The sequence below is a fragment of the Chryseobacterium sp. sg2396 genome (assembly GCF_042610505.1).
In the GTDB taxonomy this organism is placed as follows: Bacteria; Bacteroidota; Bacteroidia; order Flavobacteriales; family Weeksellaceae; genus Chryseobacterium.
Genome location: NZ_JBHGAQ010000006.1, coordinates 95,001 through 114,123 on the forward strand (window position 1 = coordinate 95,001; position 19,123 = coordinate 114,123).

The following is a 19,123-nucleotide window of genomic DNA, read 5'->3' on the forward strand; positions in this document are numbered from 1 at the left end:
TAGTTGATGCCAATCCTAGGATTTGGGAGAAAGCGAATACAACGCTAAGAGAAGTTTCCAATATAGAGGAGGATCATCTGCTTAATTTCCATGACGGAATAAAGAACCGTTTCCTGAAAAAGTATATTAAGCACAGCCGTGATAAAAGCCACACCATAAGTCTGGTGCATAATTCTAAAGAAGAAGAAAGAATATGGGAAAATGATTCCAGAAAGATTGTACTGAATAATAATGTATTCGAAAAAAACAACAATACTAAAATTAAGCTTTATAAAAAACCAAGCATATTTACTTATGTCGGTAATGGTGAAGCTAAGTCTGGCAATACAGACAGCATCAAAATCCGGTTTGCAGATCAGAACCTGTATGAGATGATCTTTCTTCCAAAAAAAGCGACCGCTTCAGATATCAGTAAAATCCATACTTACCTTTCCCTGAAATACGGAATATCCCTCAGTAAAGGAAAATATATCTCTTCCGATGGCAAACTGATCTGGGATCCGGAAAAACATAAAGAATTTAAGCATAGGCCTACAGGATTAGGTAGGGATGATGGCAATGAACTTTATCAAAAGCAGTCTTCTAATCAGGAAGATGGTTTTCTTGCTATTGGAAAAGGAAATATTCTTAAAATGAATGTCGAAAATCCAAGTATTTTCGACCAGAATAATTTTGTGATATGGTCGGATGATAATAAAGCAATGGCTTTTAAAGATAAAGGAGATCTGAGGATCCTCGAAAGAAACTGGGAAATAAACTTTGTGGGTTCTACTATTCCCAAAAAAGATTATCAGGTTCGTATTGATAAAAAGAAAATCAACCCGGAGTCACTCCCTTTAGTATACTATATGTTACTGAAAAGTGCTTCAGGGGAAATTACAAAAATAGCAGGTAATGAAAACGGAGATTTTGTTTTATTTCAAAAAGTAAACTTTATCAAAGAAAATACTGAACTTCTTGAACACTTTACTTTCGCAACAGGGCCTGCTTCCAAAACAGGTGACGGACAGACAAATCCTTCCGAACTTAATCCTCTGCAAAACGACCTGATTTCTCTGAATTTTGAAGATATCAGGCTTTATCCTAATCCTGCTAAAAAAGGCCAGGAATTTACCATTACCTTTCCGGCTATGGAAAACCTGAGTATCTCTATTTATGATGGGGGAGGAAGATTGGTGAAGATGGAAAAGATCGATCATAAATCCAGATCATACCACGGTTCCTTAAATATTCAAAGTTCATATTTGGTTTCTTTAACACTTAATAATAAAGTAATCAAGACCTTCAAATTAATTGTAGATTAAAAACATAACCATGAAAATAAAATCAACAGTAAAGTTTCCTTTTACAAAGATACAAGTTCTTCTTGTGTGCTTCTTTGCCTGTATGTTTGTTTTTGCTTCCTTCAATAAAAAAGATATATTGAAAATCAGGGAGTGGAAAAAAGGATCGAAGAAAGAAAAGAATCAGCAGCCTCGTCATTATTCTGAGCTGCCCATTGGCCTTCTTTTGCCGGTAGATCCTTTGAATATAAATTCTTCTTTAGCAGCAAAGTCAAAGTCTGAGGCGCAAGATAGTCGACATCCGGATCAGGGCTTTATGTCTGCAGAAAACGATAATCCGGCAGATGATTCGTCTGGGTTTTTAGAAAAAAATACGGATAACAGTAATTATTTTTCAGCTGTTGAAAGAGAAGGTACGATTGGGGTTTTTTCTGATCGGGAAGAAGACCGTGTATCAGACAACTTCTTTACCATTAACCTGCCTAAAAAGGATAATCAAAGTTCAAAGGTATTTTTAACCTACGAATTATATGGATTGGCTTCCCATGAATCGGTTTCGAGATCAATTAATCATCATCTGTCTATAGGGGGTGAAATTATTATACCATCTGCACACTGGAGCTATCAGAAAGAAGAAATCAGTTCATCATTCCTGAAGGAAGGTATTAATACGATACTCTTCACATCACCATCTGCAGGAATAAAATATAAAATCAGAAATCTTAAAATTGTTTTTGAAAAAGACAGAAGAGAAAGTAAAGATTATCAGATTAGTTCCGTTCTTTCAGGAGATATGCTTTATATAAAAGGGATCAGCAAAAACAACAATATTAAGATTAATAATGCTGATGTATCCTGGAATCATGGTGAATTTGAAAAAGTTCTTAAACTGACTGCGGAAGAAAAAAAGTCTGGTCATTATTCTTTGATGCAAAATGGACAGATCGATTATCTGAAGATTCCTAATGATGAAAAGTCATTTAAGATCATCGGTAATAATGTATATAATTACCAAACGGTTGATATTATCAAAGAACAGGCATATAATGTACAATATGAAGATTTAAACCTTAAGATTGAAAAAGGTACTGCAGAACCGGCATTGCTTGAAATTATAAAATTAAGGGAAAAAGATCTTCCAGCCATATCAGGAGGCCTTAAAAATGTTACTCCGCATACATCGGGATATCGGTTCAGTGCCAAATCAGGAAAACTTACCCAAGAAGTTAAAATTACAATTCCATATGATGAGAGCAAGTTGGGGCTTATTTCTCCAAATGAAATTAAAGTTTTTTCATTTGACTACAAAAGAAAACAATGGAGAGCAGTTGGACCGGTAGAAGTAGACCGCAAGAGCAAAACGGTAACGTTCAAAGGTGATGGTGATGGAGATTATATTAATGGCGTTATTTCTCTACCGGAATCTCCACAGCTGAATTCTTTTACCCCAACTTCAATAAGCGGGTTGAAAGCTGCTAATCCTCTGGGAGCCCCCCTGATGCAGGTTCCTGCAGCAAGCCAGACCGGGGACGCTAATATCAATTATCCGCTGGTGCTGCCCGGTGGTGTTGCAGGAATGCAGCCTTCGTTATCCGTTACTTACAGCAGTGCTTCCGGAAATGGCTGGATGGGAGAAGGATGGAATATCGGAGGCTTATCTTCCATATCGGTGGACCCCCGATGGGGAACCCCGACGTTTACAGCAGGACAGGAAACCGAACTATATTCATTGGATGGGGAAATGCTGATGTATCCGGACGGATACCTTCCTCATAGACATAATAAAGTGAACCCTGACGGAACATTCGATACGGCACGGCAGGTAAGAAACGGATCCGGCCCTAAAACTTTTTATCTGAGAAAAAATCATGATTTTACCAGAATTGAAAGATTTGGGACGGGCCCTTCTGATTACAGATGGATAATAACCGCCACTAATGGTACGAAAACATATTACGGAGGAGATCAGTCAACTTTCGTTCCTAATGCAGTGCTGAAAAACAATGACGGAAATATTATCCAGTGGGGGATATGGAAGGCAGAAGATGTGCATGGAAATAATATCATTTACGAATATAAAAATCAAGCACTATATAATTTTACTGGAAATGATCAGAACCTTAATGCGGGATGGATATTTCATATCGACAAAATTTATTATTCAGGAAGAAATGGACAAAATGGCCCCTATGTGATAACCTTTTTTAATGATACGCAAAGGGCCGATAAACAAATCAATACGAAAGGTGTTCTCAAAAGAATCGAACCTTACCTACTGACCAAAATAAATATTGATTATAAGAGTGGGAGTAATCCGGCGCAAAATATACGTTCTTACAGTTTTACATATACTCCCGGAATATTTCAGAAAAGTGTACTCAGTAAAATGCAAATGCAGATTTCCGGGGGTAAACAATCATTCGATTATAATTTTGAATATTATGACAATGGTACCGTATTTGGGACACCTACCAATATTGTAACTCCCGGTACCGATGCATTCTCTGATGTAGTAAGTTCCATAACAACACCTTCTAAAGTCAGTGCAGATAATAATTTTGAATGGGGATGGTCTTTGCGTACCGGAGGTGGTCTGGCATTACTTCGGCCACAACTGGGCGGTGTTAAAAACTTTATGCTTTCCCTTTTTGGTGGTGCTTCTTATCCCAGAATGAAAAGAGGACAGGAGCTTGTAGATTTTAACGGAGATGGAATAGCAGATATTTTATACCGCAAACGTAATGGAGACAATGGTATAAAATTAATTCCCGGAAGTATTGATAATAATGGCCAGCTGGTGTTTAACAGTGCCTATCAGTCAGTAGGCAATCTGAATAGCAACTTTACCCATTCAAAGGGAACAACCTGGAATTTCGGTGGCAGTGTCGGATTCAACTGGTTTAAAATGGGATTTGAATTTTCTTATGTGAATTCTGAAAGTGAAAATGAGACGCCTATCTATATGATGGATGCTAATTCCGATGGATTACCGGATGTTATCAAAGATGATAAAGTCTGGTTTAACAGAAAAAATGGCAATTCTCAGGAGATGGTTATCACAAGTGATCTTACTGAAAATATGATCATCACAGATAATGCAGTTCAGCCTTACACAGAACCGGAAGAACCGGATGATATTGATCCGGTAAAACCCAAAAATGATGTGGTGAAGGTATGGATCGCTCCTAAAAACGGATTTATTCAGATCGCAGACAGAATAGGGATTGCTCCCAATCAGGACAATACGGCCAAGGCAGTCTATTCGATAGAAATTAAAAACCCTAACGATGCTTCCAAAAACTGCCGGCTGTTCTTAACGGAACTTAACGGAACGGCAAACCAGAGTGTTTCTGTACGATATTACAACAGTTATCCCGGAACACCACTCGGTGTATCCAATGCATCTAGGCTATATGTGAAATCCGGTGAAAAGGTATATTTTAGGCTGCATAGAAGGGCGGGGACTAATTATATCGTCAATACCAATCCTGTGGTAGGATATACAGATAGCTCCGGAAGCTCGCTGCCTGATGAGTTTTTAGAAGAACAGGATGGTTACATGCCTAATTACACCAATTATGATGATAAGTTTTTCCTGAATAACCTTACAAAGTCATTTAAGTTTGCAGAACCGGCCAATATACATATTACGATTCCGGAGTTTACCATCCCGACATTATCCGACAGGGTAAAATATTCTATCGTCCTTATTAAAGAGGATGCCAGTGTCGCGCAAAACCAGCAAACTGTTCAAAATGTCATTTATGAAGAAACAGTGGGACCTTCACCTGGTCAGCCGGTAACAGTGTCGGCTGTAAACATGAGCTATTCCATACCTGCATTGAGCGATCCGGACGAATCCTGGCATCTGAAATTTCTCGTACAAACAGATTCCCATATTAACAAAGAGATCGAATGGAATGACATTATAGTAGAAGGCTATCCCAATGCTTCTTATAAGCATTACGCTGTTGCGCAATATCCGTCTTATCATATCAGAAATCTGAAAAATAAGTTTGATGTTTCCACGCTGAATAACGTACCAGCCGGGAATGATCAATATAGCATCTCTATCAATAAAAGTTTTAGTTTCAGCCCTTCCGTTCCGGGTAGATTCATGTATATCATTAAGAAGAAGGGTGAATTCCTGGATAAAAGAATCGTAGAAATATCCAACGGCAGTCTTAAAGAATATACGATCGATTATAATCTTATCAACGGATTAGACCCCATCTCATTCTATTCCGGAGATCCTACAGCACAACCTATGGATGATTCGGAAAAACTGAATATCCTGGTATATTGCGATACCAATAAAGACAGGCTTGCTTACGAAGCGCTTAAATTACAGCTGAACAACAATATATTCGGTATTTACAATCAGACTGGCAGTAATCTTCTGAATTATACTACAGAAACCTCTGTTAATACAGGAGAATACAATGGAGTAACTGCCGTTTATCACAATTGGGGTCAGTTTCTTTATAATGAAGCCAGGGATATTGTTCCCGGTCCGGGAAGCACGAATCAGCAACCGCCGCTTATTCCCGGTTGTGAGCCCCGTAAGGAAAATGACTGTATTATTGTCCCTACAGGACCCAGTGGAAGTAGCGCACCGGCGTATACGCTCAACCCAAATACTCCCAAAGACCAGTATGGAGCATTGATCAACGATCAGACACTTGAAAATCCATTTCAGTTTAATCTGAATTTCTCCGGCTGTTCAGGAAATACCAACTCCCAGCAATACGGAGAATGTATAGGAGATCAGCTGGCCAATGATTTCCAAAACAATTATGCAAACAATCAGGTATTTGGTGCAGCATCTCCTTTTACACCTTTAAATCCTTATAAGGATAGGGATATCCGTGAACATAAATGGTTGAATCAGATATTTAAAGAACAGTATTCTAAGAAAGGCAGTTTCAGGGATGATGAAACACCAACTTCTCCATTTATAGACAGCGATACAGATGAAGATGATATTGAAGTGGCCAACAACCCTAATACCAGAATGTTTGCGATTTCTAAAAAACAAAAAAGTAAATCAAAAACAAAAAATGCAGGGATTGGCTTTGGACTTAATTTCAGCAATTCTATCTCAGAACTCAGAAACATAGGAAATATCCAGACCCAGGACTTTTTCGATGTCAATGGAGATAGTTATCCTGATATGCTTTATCGTGGTCAGTCGCAGCAAACAGGGATTTTAGGAGGGCTAAAAGGAGCACAGAGCGGTATTGAAGGAACCGATAAAGTGATTACCAGAACCGAAGATTTCATGAATTCAAAATCCAAGTCATTTGGTCCGTCAGGAAGCAAATCGGTAGGAAGGCAAACCAACAACAGCGATAGCAATGCAACCGGAGATACTTCAGTTTCATGGTCTATGAGTATCGGTTCATCCAATTATCCGAATTCATCTAATAAAACAACAGAATATTGGATGGACATCAATGGCGATGGCCTTCCGGATAAGATTGAAGGTAATAATTACAAGCTCAACTTCGGAACGGGATTAGTTAACGGGAGCATTGCAGGGTCGACGGGAACTTTTGCAGGATTTGAGCAGCAGGTTTCCAAACCCGTAAATTCCTCATCTTTTGGAATCGGTGGCGGTATTAATGGGGTGATCGATGCCGTACAGGGTGTTGAATTGGGCATTGCCGTTTCCGGAGGAGTCGGTGGCGGTTCTTCTACGGCTACTTCCAAACGATCCTTCCTGGATGTGAATGGTGATGGCCTTGTCGATATTGTTCAGGTTGATGAAAATAATGGACAGACCAATGTAAAATATAATTTAGGAAACCGGTTCGGCAATCCTGAAAGCTTAAATGCCAACCTTGCAGAAGAAACGAAGACACACAGTGGATACGCAAACCTGAATGGAGGGTTTTATATAAATATCCCGGCAATTACTATTTTTGGCATTACGCTTCTTTACCTGAAACCTTTCGGAGCTGATCTCACAGCGAATGTAGGATTATCTGTATCTGAAATCAATAAGGGACTGAGAGACGTTAATGGTGATGGTTTCCCTGATCTGGTGGTTAATACCAACAGCGGATTAAAGATCTATTATTCGCAGCTTGGTACGACCAATAAACTTAAAAAAGTCTCTTATGCTGAATCCTTTCTCGGAGATCCTCCTAAGAATATTGGAACTGCTTTTACCATTAGCTATAAATTCTCCAAACCATCTTATAACGACCCTCGTGCAAAGCTTGTCATGTCGGAAGTGGTAATGCCGAATCCGGATGCGTTCTCCGGAACCTATACGCAGAATACCAGTGGTAAAGATATGATTGCACGGTATGAGTATGAAAATTCGCGATATGACAGAAGAGAGCGGGAAAATTATGGCTTTGCGAGAGTGAAAACATATGAAATGTCCGATAATTCCAATATTTACCGGACTACGGTACAGAACTTTTATAACCAGAATTATTTTATCCATGGCCTGTTAAAATCGGTAGAAACCTATGGCGGAAACGGAACATCCAATCTTCTTTCTGCTGCGGTAAATAATTATAAACTTTATAAGTTCAATCAGGCTGTTAGTGAGTTGATAGCCCTGCCTGCCGCTGATTTTGAGACCTACGATGTAGGCGGTACGGAAGGTCGTAGAATGGCCCGCGTACTGCTGTCGGGTAATACGAAAACCACCTATGAAAACGGGAATTCGGTTTCCGTGCAAAGCCAGCTTTCTTACAACAACAGGGGCCAGCTTACCAGATACGATTACAGCAGTCCGTCTGCAACGTACAACAGTGTTATATCATACCACACAAACCTCAGCAATAATATATTAAATAAACCGAGTACCATTACGGTTTATCCCGGAACCGGAGCTTCCAATCCGTTGCGGAAACGTGCTACCGAGATTACCGATCTCAATACCGGGGATATTTCCAGGTTTAAAGTATGGCTCAGTCCTACGGAAACGGCCGATACGGATCTTACCTACGATCCTTTTGGAAATATAAAAACCGTAAAATATCCGCCGAATGAATTTACTGAACGTTCGGAACTTGAATATTTTTATGATCAGACGGGCAAATATGTTATCCAGGTGAAAGATCCTGTTTTCAATCTGTCATCCTATGCTGTTTATAATCCTTTGATGGATACGGTTACAGAATATACTGATGTTTCCGGAAACAAGATGGGATATACTTATGACGGGTATGGCAGGCCTCTTTCGATCATTGCCCCTAATGACTGGGCTACGCAATCAAACACGATTGGCTACCAATATTACACCACTCCTGTAACTTTAACCAACGGTAACAAGGTATATCTTTTCACTGCAAAAACAAAGCACCTGGATCCTTTACACCCGAATAATGATATCGAGACGATTTCTTTTGCCGATATTAAAGGGGAGGTAATACAGGTAAAAAAGGATATTGAGATCGATGATATAGAAAAAATGTCGGTTTCAGGAAGAGCGGTTGATGACAATTTGGGCAGGACGATTCTTCAGTATCACCCGGTATTTGAGAATAAGGATGCAGCCCTCAACAATAAACTTAGCCTTACTCTTGCCCAATATTATACTTCTGCAGTTTACGATTATAAAGACCGTAACGTGTCTTTTATCGATGAGGCAGGAAATTCGTTTGATAAAAAATTTTTTATCGAGAGCAACCGGTATAAAACGGAAACTACCCAGATGCAGAATGCCTCAGACCAGATCAGGACGGAAGTCCTGGCCAATGCCGAAGGCAAAACGGTAGAAACAAGGAATTATCTGCCGGGGCAGGTGCTTACTGCGCTGTTCTCTTATAACCAGGTAGGAGAAATCCTGAAAGTCGTTGATCCTGAAGGCATGGAAAATAATTTCGGTTACGATATGGGCGGTCGGAGAATATTCCAGAACCATCCGGACCGCGGGCAGACCCGTTACAGCTACAGCAAGGCAGACCAGCTCACTCATGTATTGAATAATAATCTCAATAATAACGGAGGAACACCGATTCATTACATCTATAACTATAACCGGTTAATGGATATTAAATTACCTGATATTCCTTCGGGCGGAAACCCTGCCAATGTATCCTATACATACGGGAACTCAGGAAACGGAGCAGGAAGGATTATACAGAAGCAGGACGGTACGGGAACTTCCTATTACCAATACGGAAAAATGGGAGAAATCACAAATGAATACCGTTCCATATACGGATTCTATATGCCGGGGCTTAGCTTCAGCACGTCTTACCAGTATGACAGCTGGAACAGGATACAGGAAATTTTATATCCCGATAATGAATTGGTTCGGTATCGGTATGACCTGGGAGGTAATCTGGAACACATCGAAAGCAATTTGGGCGAATATGTAAAAAATATTCAGTATGACGAATATGAACAGCGCAAGAAAATTGTTTTTGGGAACGATACTTCATCCACGTTTACTTATGAACCGGGTAAAAGAAGACTGAAAAATCACCTCCTGGAATCGCCGGTAGCTTCCCCGCTGCTGAATGGCACGTATAGCTATGATTATGCAAGCAACATTACGGGCATAGAAAATATAAGCCCGACAACCGCTACCGGCTTCGGGGGGAATTATGGAATGGGCTACCAATATGATGTGCTGAATCGACTTATCAGATCCACAGGAAATGCAGAGCCGGGAAGGAAGGAAGGAATGCCACCTACTCCTGTTACAGGAAGTATAGCTTCTTTGTATGAAACCAGGTTATCCTATAACAAAACCAGCGGTATAGAAAACAAATGGCAGCATCATGAGCAGGACGGGGTTATCAATATGAACAATACCTATGATAATACCTATTCTTATATTCCGGGTACCCATATGGTAAACTATATTGCAGCCGCTTCAGGAAATGATGAATTTTTTAATTATGATGCAAATGGCAATGTAATACAATATACCAATGTAGATAAAAGCGTTCTTGATTATTTCTTCTGGGATGAGCAGGATAGGCTTAGGGCTGTAAAAAGAGATGTTCAGGGAATGTTTCAGTATTATGTATATGATGATAAAGGGGAACGAACGATTAAAGCTAACCTGACCAATGATTCAGAGTTATATCAGAATGGAGAAATGGTGGATAACGGCTTAATGTTCGATAGTTTCAAAGTGTATCCCAATCCGTATGTGGTTTACTCTTCCGATGGCATGCTGACCAAGCATTATTTTGCCGGAGACCAGCGCATTGCCAGCAGGTTGACCGATGCCGGCGGTATGTTCTACACCCGCCAGGCCAATTCCAGAGAGAAAGCGCCTGATACGGAAGCTGACTTTAAAAATTACCTGCAAAAGGCAGGATATGAAGTCAGCAATATAGAAAAAGAATTTGCCAAAGGTCCTGGTTCTTCAGGTGGAGTATATTATCTCCATGGCGATCATTTGGGTACCGCCACGTATGTAACGAATGAATACGCGGAACCTACGCAGTTTTTCTTAAATTTACCATTCGGGGAAACGATGGTGGAGCAGCAGGAACCGACCGCCTATGTAAACCCTTATAAGTTCAATGCGAAAGAGCTGGACAGCGAAACCGGTCTTTATTATTATGGGGCCAGGTATTATAATCCTAGATTGAGTATCTGGTACGGAGTGGATCCGCTGGCGGTGTATAATCCTTTAATTGAAACCCAGTTTTATGGCGATGGCCAGCATAATGGAGGAGTGTATAATTGGGGTAATTTAAATCCTTATATTTATACCTATCAGAATCCTGTAAGATATATTGATCCGAATGGAAAACAGTCATTCACGTGGGCACTTGAAGGTTCTAAAGGCATTAGAATTTTAGGAACTGGAGGGCTTATGAGTGTAGGTGGGTTTGTAAGTGGTCTTGCAGCTGGTGTTGTAGCAGGAATTGGAGTTTCAGCATATTTAAGCCAAAAACAACAAAAAACTTTTCAATTGAAAAGAGCCCATGAGTTTAATAGTTTGTCCAAAGAACAACAAGATGCAGCAATTTTAAAAGAAAGCTTTCCAGCTAATAAAAAAGAAAATTTAATTGCTAGAGATTTTCCGGCAGCAATACAACAGAAAATAACAATTTTAAACTCTGATGGGGAAAAGAGAATTTTTGAACCTAGTCCGAAACATGGATCAACTAATAATGGTAGAGCAAATAAGGAGCCTACAAATCCTCAAGAATCCTTAGATAATTCATATCAACTTTCACCTAATACAGAAAGGAGGATTGGATATGATCCAGATGCTAATGAATTTAATGTTTTTGACCAAACTCACCCTGGAAAAAATGTTTACCATGGGCATTCTCGAAACTGGAATGAACTATCTCAAGAAATGAAAAATGTATTGATTAAAAATAAGGTAGTTAATCACAAAGGCAAGCCATTGCCTCCTAAAAAAAATTAATGTAATGATGGAGTACAAAAATTATAATTATGCTAATAAATCTGATGTGACAAAGATGTTGGCGAATAATCAAAATGTTATAGAAGCTATCATTGGGGCTATAAATGGTATAGACGATCAAAAATGGTTGGAAGAAATGTGTATTAGATATATATCTAATGATGACTTTGGGATTGCTAGAACTGCAATTTATGGAATAGGAGACATTGCAAGAATATATAGAAAACTATTATACAAAGAAGAAGTACAAAAACAATTTAGCAAAGTTACAGATGAAAAGCTAAAATTTGTGATTAAAGAAGTAAATAATGATTTAGAGATATTTTTAAAAAGAATCTGAAAGAACTAATTATAAGCTAGTTTTTAGTAAATGTAATTTTAATGGGATAGACCATGAATAAAATGGTTTAATAGATTAAATATATTATCTGAATACAGATTATTGGTTGCAGTTATTTACCAACAACTATGTGTTTATACCTAAGTTTTTAATTACCATAAGAAGCAGTGATAGAACAGTAGGAACCGACCGCCTATGTAAACCCTTATAAGTTCAATGCAAAGGAGCTGGACAGCGAAACCGGTCTTTATTATTACGGAGCTAGGTATTATAATCCTAGATTAAGTACCTGGTATGGGGTTGATCCGCTGGCTGTGTATAATCCGGTAATGGAAAATCAGTTCTATGGAGATGGAGATCATAATGGTGGAATATATAATTGGGGAAATCTTAATCCGTATATCTATTGTTATCAAAGTCCAATTAATTATATTGATCCAAACGGAAAGCAGACAGGGGCATGGGAAATACCACTTGGATATTATATTTTTGGAGCTGTTGTAAGTGGAATAGCAGCTTACAAAATATCAGAAGCAGCTAAAGAGGTTAAATTTTCAAGACCTGTAGAACGCCCTGTATATAATGAAACAATTCCATCTAAGAGCCCTAAAATAACAAGGGAGCAAATTTTCAGGGATAAAGAAGAATCTTTAAGATCAGAAACTTATCCTGCAGCAGAAAAGGATAATTTAATTGTTAGAGATTTGCCAGCAGCTGTACAGCAAAAGATTATAATTTTAAACTCTAATAATGCAAAATTTGGAAATGCTAAACAAAGAGATATTAATAAAAAATTAGCAGAAATTGATGCAGGTAAAGGAGATGGACATCCTTATGCAAATGATGGTAGGGACAATTCCGGAATATTGCCTAAAAAAGGTAAAAGTGGAGATATTAATTATACAACATATGACCTTTATAAACCACCAACTCAGGAGCAAAGAAAGAATGGAGCAACCAGAGATAAAACTAGAATTGTAACAGGAAGTGATGGAAGTGCGTATATTACCAATCAACATTACCAAAAGGGATCATTTAAAAAAATTAGATAATGGAAAAAGAAGAATTATATGAACTAAAATATGTTTTAGCTAGTTATATCTATCCTAGATTGAAAGCTCTTAAAGATATGGTAGATGATAAAAAGGCAGTAACTATACCAAACTTTAAGAATGAAGAATACTTTGAAAATAAAAAAGTAAGTTTTGATTTAATGTCTGAATTTTGGAGTAAGAAACTTGAAGAAATGATTTTTCCATTTCAATATTATAGCTTTACAGAAAGCTTTGAAGATATGGATGAAGAAGTTCTTAAAGAAAAGATTAAAAAAGGGTTAGAGACTTTTGCAAAATATTATAATGATTTATGGATATAATTTTTCTTAAAAAAATTATAAATTTAAATTAGAATTGGTCCAATAGCATGGTTTATAATGTATTAACATAACACCTATTAATTTTAAAAATAAAGAAGCTCCAGTTTCGAAAGCCAACTAGCCAAGAATATCCGAGAAACAATAGATTTAAAGGAAAATATTAATGATATTAATTGAGTTGCAGAAATGGATAGAAGCTCAATCCGATGGTGATTGGGAACATGAGCACAGTATTAAAATGGAAACAATTGATAATCCTGGATGGAATATATCGATACCGATTTTTAGAACGTCATTAGAAGGATATATCTACGAAGATAAAACTTACCATGACGAAATGGATTGGTATGAGATTTTATCAGATGGAAATTATTTTACATCTAATTGTTCTTTAAATAGAATTGACTACGTTTTAAGTTTTTTCTTAAATGATTTTTTTAAAAAGTCAAATAGAACAAATGTGTTCTACAGTGTATTCTATAGATATGTACGTGAAAATTCATTAGAATTATTTTTACCATTAGAGGCATATTTAATAGACTATAAAACATTCATTATAAATTCAATAGAACCAGATTTTATATAAAATATTAAAGTAAAAAATATTGAAGATTTTGAATTGTTTAAAAAGGATGAGGAGAGAGGGCTTATAAATGCAGTTAGCCATGTGATTAACAAAAAAGTTAACTGTAAATTAGAAATGTTATTTGATTATCCAGCATTAGTAGTATGTGATTTAGTATTTTAAATCATGACATAGTTAATATGATATAATCAGAATATTATTTTCTAAAAATACAAAGAGATTGTTTTATTTGTAGACAATCTCTTTGTATAATTTTTTTTATCACATTACTTTATAAGCGACTAACCCATGGCCAGTAGGTTGACTGATGCCGGCGGCATGTTCTACATCTGTGAGGCCATTTCCAAAGAATACGAAAGCAGACTTTAAAAATTACCTGTAAAAAGCAGGATACGAGATTTGTATATAGAGATGAAATTTGCCAAAAGTTCTGGTTCCTCTAGTGGAGTATATTATCTCCACGGCGATCATCTGGGTACTGCCACGTATATAACAAACGAATATGCTGAACCTACACAGTTTTTCTTAAATTTACCATTCGGGGAAAAGATGGAGCAGCAGCAGGAACCGACCGCCTATGTAAACCCTTATAAGTTCAATGCAAAGGAGCTTGACAGCGAAACCGGTCAAACCGGTCTTTATTATTACGGGGCGAGGTACTATAATCCTAGATCGAGTATTTGGTATGGTGTTGACCCACTTGCAGTGTACAATCCTGTAATGGAAACCGAGTTCTACGGTGATGGGCAACACAATGGTGGAGTATATAACTTAGGAAACCTTAATCCCTATATCTATTGTTATCAGAATCCTATTCGATATATTGATCCGAATGGAAAACAAGTTGATAAAGTAATTGATGGGTTAGAAAAGATGTGGAATGCTGTAAATCCTTGGGCTGCAACTGAAAGCACCGCTGATGGTTTAAGAGTAAGATCCTCACATGAGAGATTTAGTGAGTTTCAAAGTGGTACAGTACAAGCGGCAAAAGGCGCTGCTACCAAGGAAGTTGGTCATGCTCTTTTGGATGTTGGAGGATTATTACCTGTTGTAGGAGAGCCATTAGACGGAGCTAACGCTGTGTGGTATGCATCTGAAGGTGATTATCTAAATGCAGGTTTATCTGTAGCAGCAGGTTATGCTGCAACTGGAACCAAGATTACCGTTAAATCATTGGTTAAAACAGATAGTAAGATTTTGAAATTAGCGAGAGAAGCTTTTGAGGGAAATGAACTACTTTCTAAAGAAGCCACTGAATTGGTTAAACAAGCAATGGATGGCAATTTTAATTCTGGTAAAGGTGCGAAAGATATTGGAAACGGTATCTTTGAGCTTAGAGGGCATAAGCAAGGAGCTAGAGTTTATTATAGAATGAAAGGACAGGTTATGGAAATTTTAGGATACTTTAATAAAACTAATCAACAAAAAGTAATAGACGCAATAAAGAAAAAGCATGCAAAATAATACTATAGAAGAATACAATTTCTACGTTTTCTTTCCAGGAGGTTATAAAAATAGAGTTTCTGATGTAATTAAAGACATTATAGATATTTTTGTTATGAAGAAAAATGACAGGGAAAAAGTTTATCTAGGCACTCTCTATACAAACTCTATGGTGAATGATATTTTTCAATCGGGTGAACTATTTATAGCTGAAAGAAATATGATTATTGTTAAAGATTTAAATAGAAGCACAATTTATAAAGCAATAGAAAAAATTATAGATGATCAATATTTAGATAAAATTTTATCCTATGATGAGTATGTAAATATTTTTGAGACAAAAGACATACGATATGATTTACTGTAGTAAAAAATAAACAATAATAAAAACTTGATTTACTATCTTATTAAATAGTTTGATATTTTTTATTAAAAATAAGGGTGAGATTACAAAGCATATAAAATAGATTCTAACAACATTAAGGTTTATGCATTCTACGGAAAATAGTACTCTGTTACAAATCAGTATGGAAGAGCGTTAGAAAACTATAATATTGCTTTGTCTCAAAATCCAAAAGAATATTCATTATATAGTAAAAGAGCTGGAGCAAAGGCAATGCTGGGAATGTTTTCCGAAGCAATTGTTGATGCTGAAATAGCTGTTAAAAATACACCAGCAGATTATATGTTTATCTTAATAGAGGATATATAAAGATGAGTATGGATAAGTATGCGGAAGCGATAGATGATTTTACTAAATCAATAAATATTAAGCCTAGCCATAAAGGTTATGGAAATAGAGGGACATCATATGCTTTATTAAAAAAGTATGATTTAGCCTTGAATGATTTTGATCAATCATTGAAATATAATGCTGATGATGGGTTAGCAAATATTCGTTCTACAGGTAGCTCATTAAGAGTAGTTAATTATGCTTCATCAAGTACTAATAGCACTAAAGAAGATAGTAAGAGAACCATAACTAATTTTCAAAAAGCACATCCTAAAGGATAGGTAATATTGATTGAGCACAGTGGAGGTGCTGATAATAATGTAGAATTATTAAAAGAAAATCCAAATATTAAGATAAATCTTCTTATCACATTAGATGCAAGAGATCCAGATAAATTTGGATGGACTGATATAAATATTCCATCAAATGCTAAAAATGCAATAAATTATTATCAAAATACAGATCCTTTAGATCTTATTAATGATAGGAAAATGGATTTTGATTCTAAAGCTAATGGTGTAAATATGCAGATTTTGCAACAGTAGATTGCTTTACAAGAAATTATATTTTTCACAGCAGGAAATAGTAGAAACAGAATGTGTTTGATGGCATCACTGCTACTTTTGCATAGGAATGCAACAAAAGTTAAAAGCTGTATTCTGAGATTGGTAAAAAAACGGCTGCCTCATCTGAAGCAGCCGATGTATTTATCAACTATATAGTATTAAAACTCTATATCCACTCCTAATTTCTCTGCCAGCAACCTGGAAATTTTTTCTTTCAAAGGTTCTATATCGATATTCTGCATCGCATCGTTGGCGAAAGCATACAGCAATAAAGCCTGTGCTTCTTTTTTGGAAATTCCCCTTGCTCTCAGGTAAAACAAAGCATCTTCGTTCAACTGGCCTACTGTACAGCCGTGAGAACATTTTACATCATCTGCGAAAATTTCCAGCTGTGGTTTGGTATCGATGGCTGCACCTTCGCTCAGCAATACATTGTTGTTCTGCTGATAGGCATTCGTTTTCTGGGCAATTTTATCCACAAAGACTTTTCCGTTGAAAACGCCGCGGGATTTTCCGTCGAAGATCCCTTTATAGTTCTGGTAACTTTCGCAGTTCGGAAAGTTGTGGTGAACCGCCGTGTGGTGGTCTACCAATTGGTCTTTACCGATAATCGTGATCCCGTTCATGAACGAATTGATGTTCGATCCGTTCTGAATGAAATCCAGGTTATTTCTTACCAGCTTACCACCGAAAGAGAACGTATTTACCGTCGTTAAACTGTCTTTTTCCTGCCTTGCGAACGTATTGTCGATCAGGTAAGACGTATCGTTATCGTTCTGCAATTTATGCCAGTCTGCTTTTGCATTCGGGTAGGTAAAAATTTCCGTTACCGAATTGGTCAGAACATACGTGCTGTCAAAATTATGGTGGCTTTCAATGATTTCCACTTTGGCACCTTCGTCAACAATTAATAAATTTCTGGTATTATAGAAGGTGTTTTCTTCCTGATTCTGAGAAATATAAAAAATATGGATCGGCTTTTCGATCACCACATTTTTAGGAACCTTCAGGAAAAAACCGTATTTGCAGTAAGCCTGATTCAGATTGGTAAATGCAGATTTATCGTAAGCGATCGTATTGAAATACCGGTCGAAAACATCCCGGTGCTTCTCATCATTCAAAGCATAATTGAAGGAAAGGAACTCAACGTTTTCAATCGAAACTTTAGACAGTTCTTTATGAAGTTTGCCGTTGACGAAAGTGATCCAATCGAAATTTTCTTCACCCAGGTGCAGCTGATCCAGTTGCTCTTTGGTAATGTTATGATTTTCTTTCGGGAAAAAGTTATAGGCTTTTTCAGTGATTTCCTTTAAGTTGGTGTATTTATATTCTTCGTCTCTTTTTGTAGGAAAACCAATGCTTTCAAATCTTTCCAGAGCTGCTTTCCGGTCTTCATCCAAAAATCGGTGACGAAGGCTTTCCAGGAATTCCTGATGGTTTTCTGTAATCTGTTCTCTTAATGCCATTACTGGTATATCTGTGGTTTGCACCATTTTTTCTTGTTTGTTTTGGCTGAATTGTTAAACCGGAAGATCAATCGTCAATCCCCGAATTTTTCTTTTTTTAATTAATTTAAAAGCCAGTCGTACCCTTTTTCTTCAAGCTCTAAAGCAAGAGATTTATCACCGGTTTTGATGATTTTCCCGTTAGCAAGAACATGAACGAAATCAGGCTGAATATAATTAAGCAATCGCTGATAGTGGGTAATCAGCAATACTGCATTTCCTTCGTTTTTGAACGCATTTACTCCGTCTGCAACAATTCTCAAAGCGTCGATGTCCAGTCCGGAATCGGTTTCATCAAGAATGGCCAGTTTCGGGTTAAGCATCATCATCTGGAATATTTCATTTCTCTTCTTTTCACCTCCGGAAAATCCTTCGTTCAGGGATCTTGAAAGGAAATCTTTTTTAATGCCCAATTTCTCGGATTTTTCACGGATCATCGCCAGCATTTCTTTGGCCGGCATTTCTCCCAATCCGTTGGCTTTTCTGTTTTCATTCATCGCCGCTTTGATGAAGTTGGTTACAGAAACCCCCGGAATTTCTACCGGATACTGGAACGAAAGGAAAATACCCTTATGTGCTCTTTCTTCAGGAGCATCTTCAATAATGTTTTCCCCCCCGAAAATAATTTCCCCTCCTGTCACTTCATAATCTTCTTTTCCGGCGATAACGGAAGAAAGGGTAGACTTACCGGCTCCGTTCGGTCCCATAATGGCATGAACTTCACCCGGCTTTATTTCAAGATTAATTCCTTTTAAAATTTCTTTGTCGCCATCTTCAATTTTGGCGTGCAAGTTTTTTATCTCTAACATATATTTTAGTTTATCGCAAGGTTAGACTTTGAGTACATCCTCTGTAACACTAAACCACCATTACAAAGGCATTAACGCCAGCGAATGAAATACTATTTTTTTATTTTTAAACATTAA

The 19,123-nt window shown here is 37.3% G+C and carries 13 protein-coding genes (1 of these 13 running past the window's edge); 11 read left to right on the forward strand and 2 right to left on the reverse strand.

The features are described from left to right. The 11 genes from ACED20_RS08250 to ACED20_RS08300 form a co-directional block, all read left to right on the forward strand. Positions 1 to 1,304, forward strand: partial view of a T9SS type A sorting domain-containing protein gene (locus ACED20_RS08250; RefSeq protein WP_378104158.1) — the 3' portion only. It extends 76 nt beyond the left edge of the window; only the last 1,304 of its 1,380 coding nucleotides appear in the window; its start codon lies beyond the left edge, outside the window; its stop codon occupies positions 1,302 to 1,304. A 10-nt stretch (positions 1,305 to 1,314) separates the two neighbouring features. After that, positions 1,315 to 11,649, forward strand: a complete 10,335-nt coding sequence (locus ACED20_RS08255; RefSeq protein ID WP_378104160.1) for a toxin TcdB middle/N-terminal domain-containing protein — start codon at positions 1,315 to 1,317, stop codon at positions 11,647 to 11,649. A 4-nt stretch (positions 11,650 to 11,653) separates the two neighbouring features. Then, positions 11,654 to 11,989: a hypothetical protein gene (locus tag ACED20_RS08260; RefSeq protein WP_378104162.1), complete on the forward strand. Its 336-nt coding sequence runs from the start codon at positions 11,654 to 11,656 to the stop codon at positions 11,987 to 11,989. 227 nt (positions 11,990 to 12,216) lie between these two features. Then, on the forward strand, positions 12,217 to 13,041 hold the full coding sequence (locus ACED20_RS08265; protein WP_378104225.1) for an RHS repeat-associated core domain-containing protein: 825 nt from the start codon (positions 12,217 to 12,219) through the stop codon (positions 13,039 to 13,041). Then, positions 13,041 to 13,364, forward strand: coding sequence for a hypothetical protein (locus tag ACED20_RS08270; protein ID WP_294237997.1), 324 nt, complete (start codon positions 13,041 to 13,043; stop codon positions 13,362 to 13,364). The genes ACED20_RS08265 and ACED20_RS08270 overlap by 1 nt, the downstream gene beginning before the upstream one ends. Positions 13,365 to 13,527: 163 nt before the next feature. After that, positions 13,528 to 13,950 carry an Imm53 family immunity protein gene (locus tag ACED20_RS08275; protein ID WP_294238003.1) on the forward strand — a complete coding sequence of 141 codons (423 nt, stop codon included), beginning with the start codon at positions 13,528 to 13,530 and terminating at the stop codon, positions 13,948 to 13,950. Positions 13,951 to 14,361: 411 nt separating this feature from the next. After that, positions 14,362 to 15,414 (forward strand): RHS repeat-associated core domain-containing protein, encoded by a 1,053-nt coding sequence (locus ACED20_RS08280; RefSeq protein ID WP_378104163.1) that lies wholly within the window; start codon positions 14,362 to 14,364, stop codon positions 15,412 to 15,414. Continuing rightward, positions 15,404 to 15,760, forward strand: coding sequence for a hypothetical protein (locus ACED20_RS08285; RefSeq protein WP_294238005.1), 357 nt, complete (start codon positions 15,404 to 15,406; stop codon positions 15,758 to 15,760). The genes ACED20_RS08280 and ACED20_RS08285 overlap by 11 nt, the downstream gene beginning before the upstream one ends. A 192-nt stretch (positions 15,761 to 15,952) precedes the next feature. Beyond that, a complete protein-coding gene (locus ACED20_RS08290; protein WP_294238007.1) occupies positions 15,953 to 16,105 on the forward strand; it encodes a hypothetical protein in 153 nt (50 codons plus the stop codon). Between the two features lie 8 nt (positions 16,106 to 16,113). Beyond that, on the forward strand, positions 16,114 to 16,407 hold the full coding sequence (locus ACED20_RS08295; RefSeq protein WP_294238009.1) for a tetratricopeptide repeat protein: 294 nt from the start codon (positions 16,114 to 16,116) through the stop codon (positions 16,405 to 16,407). Positions 16,408 to 16,413: 6 nt separating this feature from the next. Further along, a complete protein-coding gene (locus ACED20_RS08300; protein WP_294238011.1) occupies positions 16,414 to 16,671 on the forward strand; it encodes a hypothetical protein in 258 nt (85 codons plus the stop codon). Between the two features lie 179 nt (positions 16,672 to 16,850). Here the strand turns inward: ACED20_RS08300 and sufD are convergent, their stop codons facing one another. After that, positions 16,851 to 18,158 (reverse strand): Fe-S cluster assembly protein SufD, encoded by a 1,308-nt coding sequence (gene sufD / locus ACED20_RS08305; protein WP_294229588.1) that lies wholly within the window; start codon positions 18,156 to 18,158, stop codon positions 16,851 to 16,853. 101 nt (positions 18,159 to 18,259) lie between these two features. Then, positions 18,260 to 19,006, reverse strand: coding sequence for a Fe-S cluster assembly ATPase SufC (gene sufC / locus ACED20_RS08310; RefSeq protein ID WP_294202034.1), 747 nt, complete (start codon positions 19,004 to 19,006; stop codon positions 18,260 to 18,262). Positions 19,007 to 19,123: the final 117 nt, after the last annotated feature.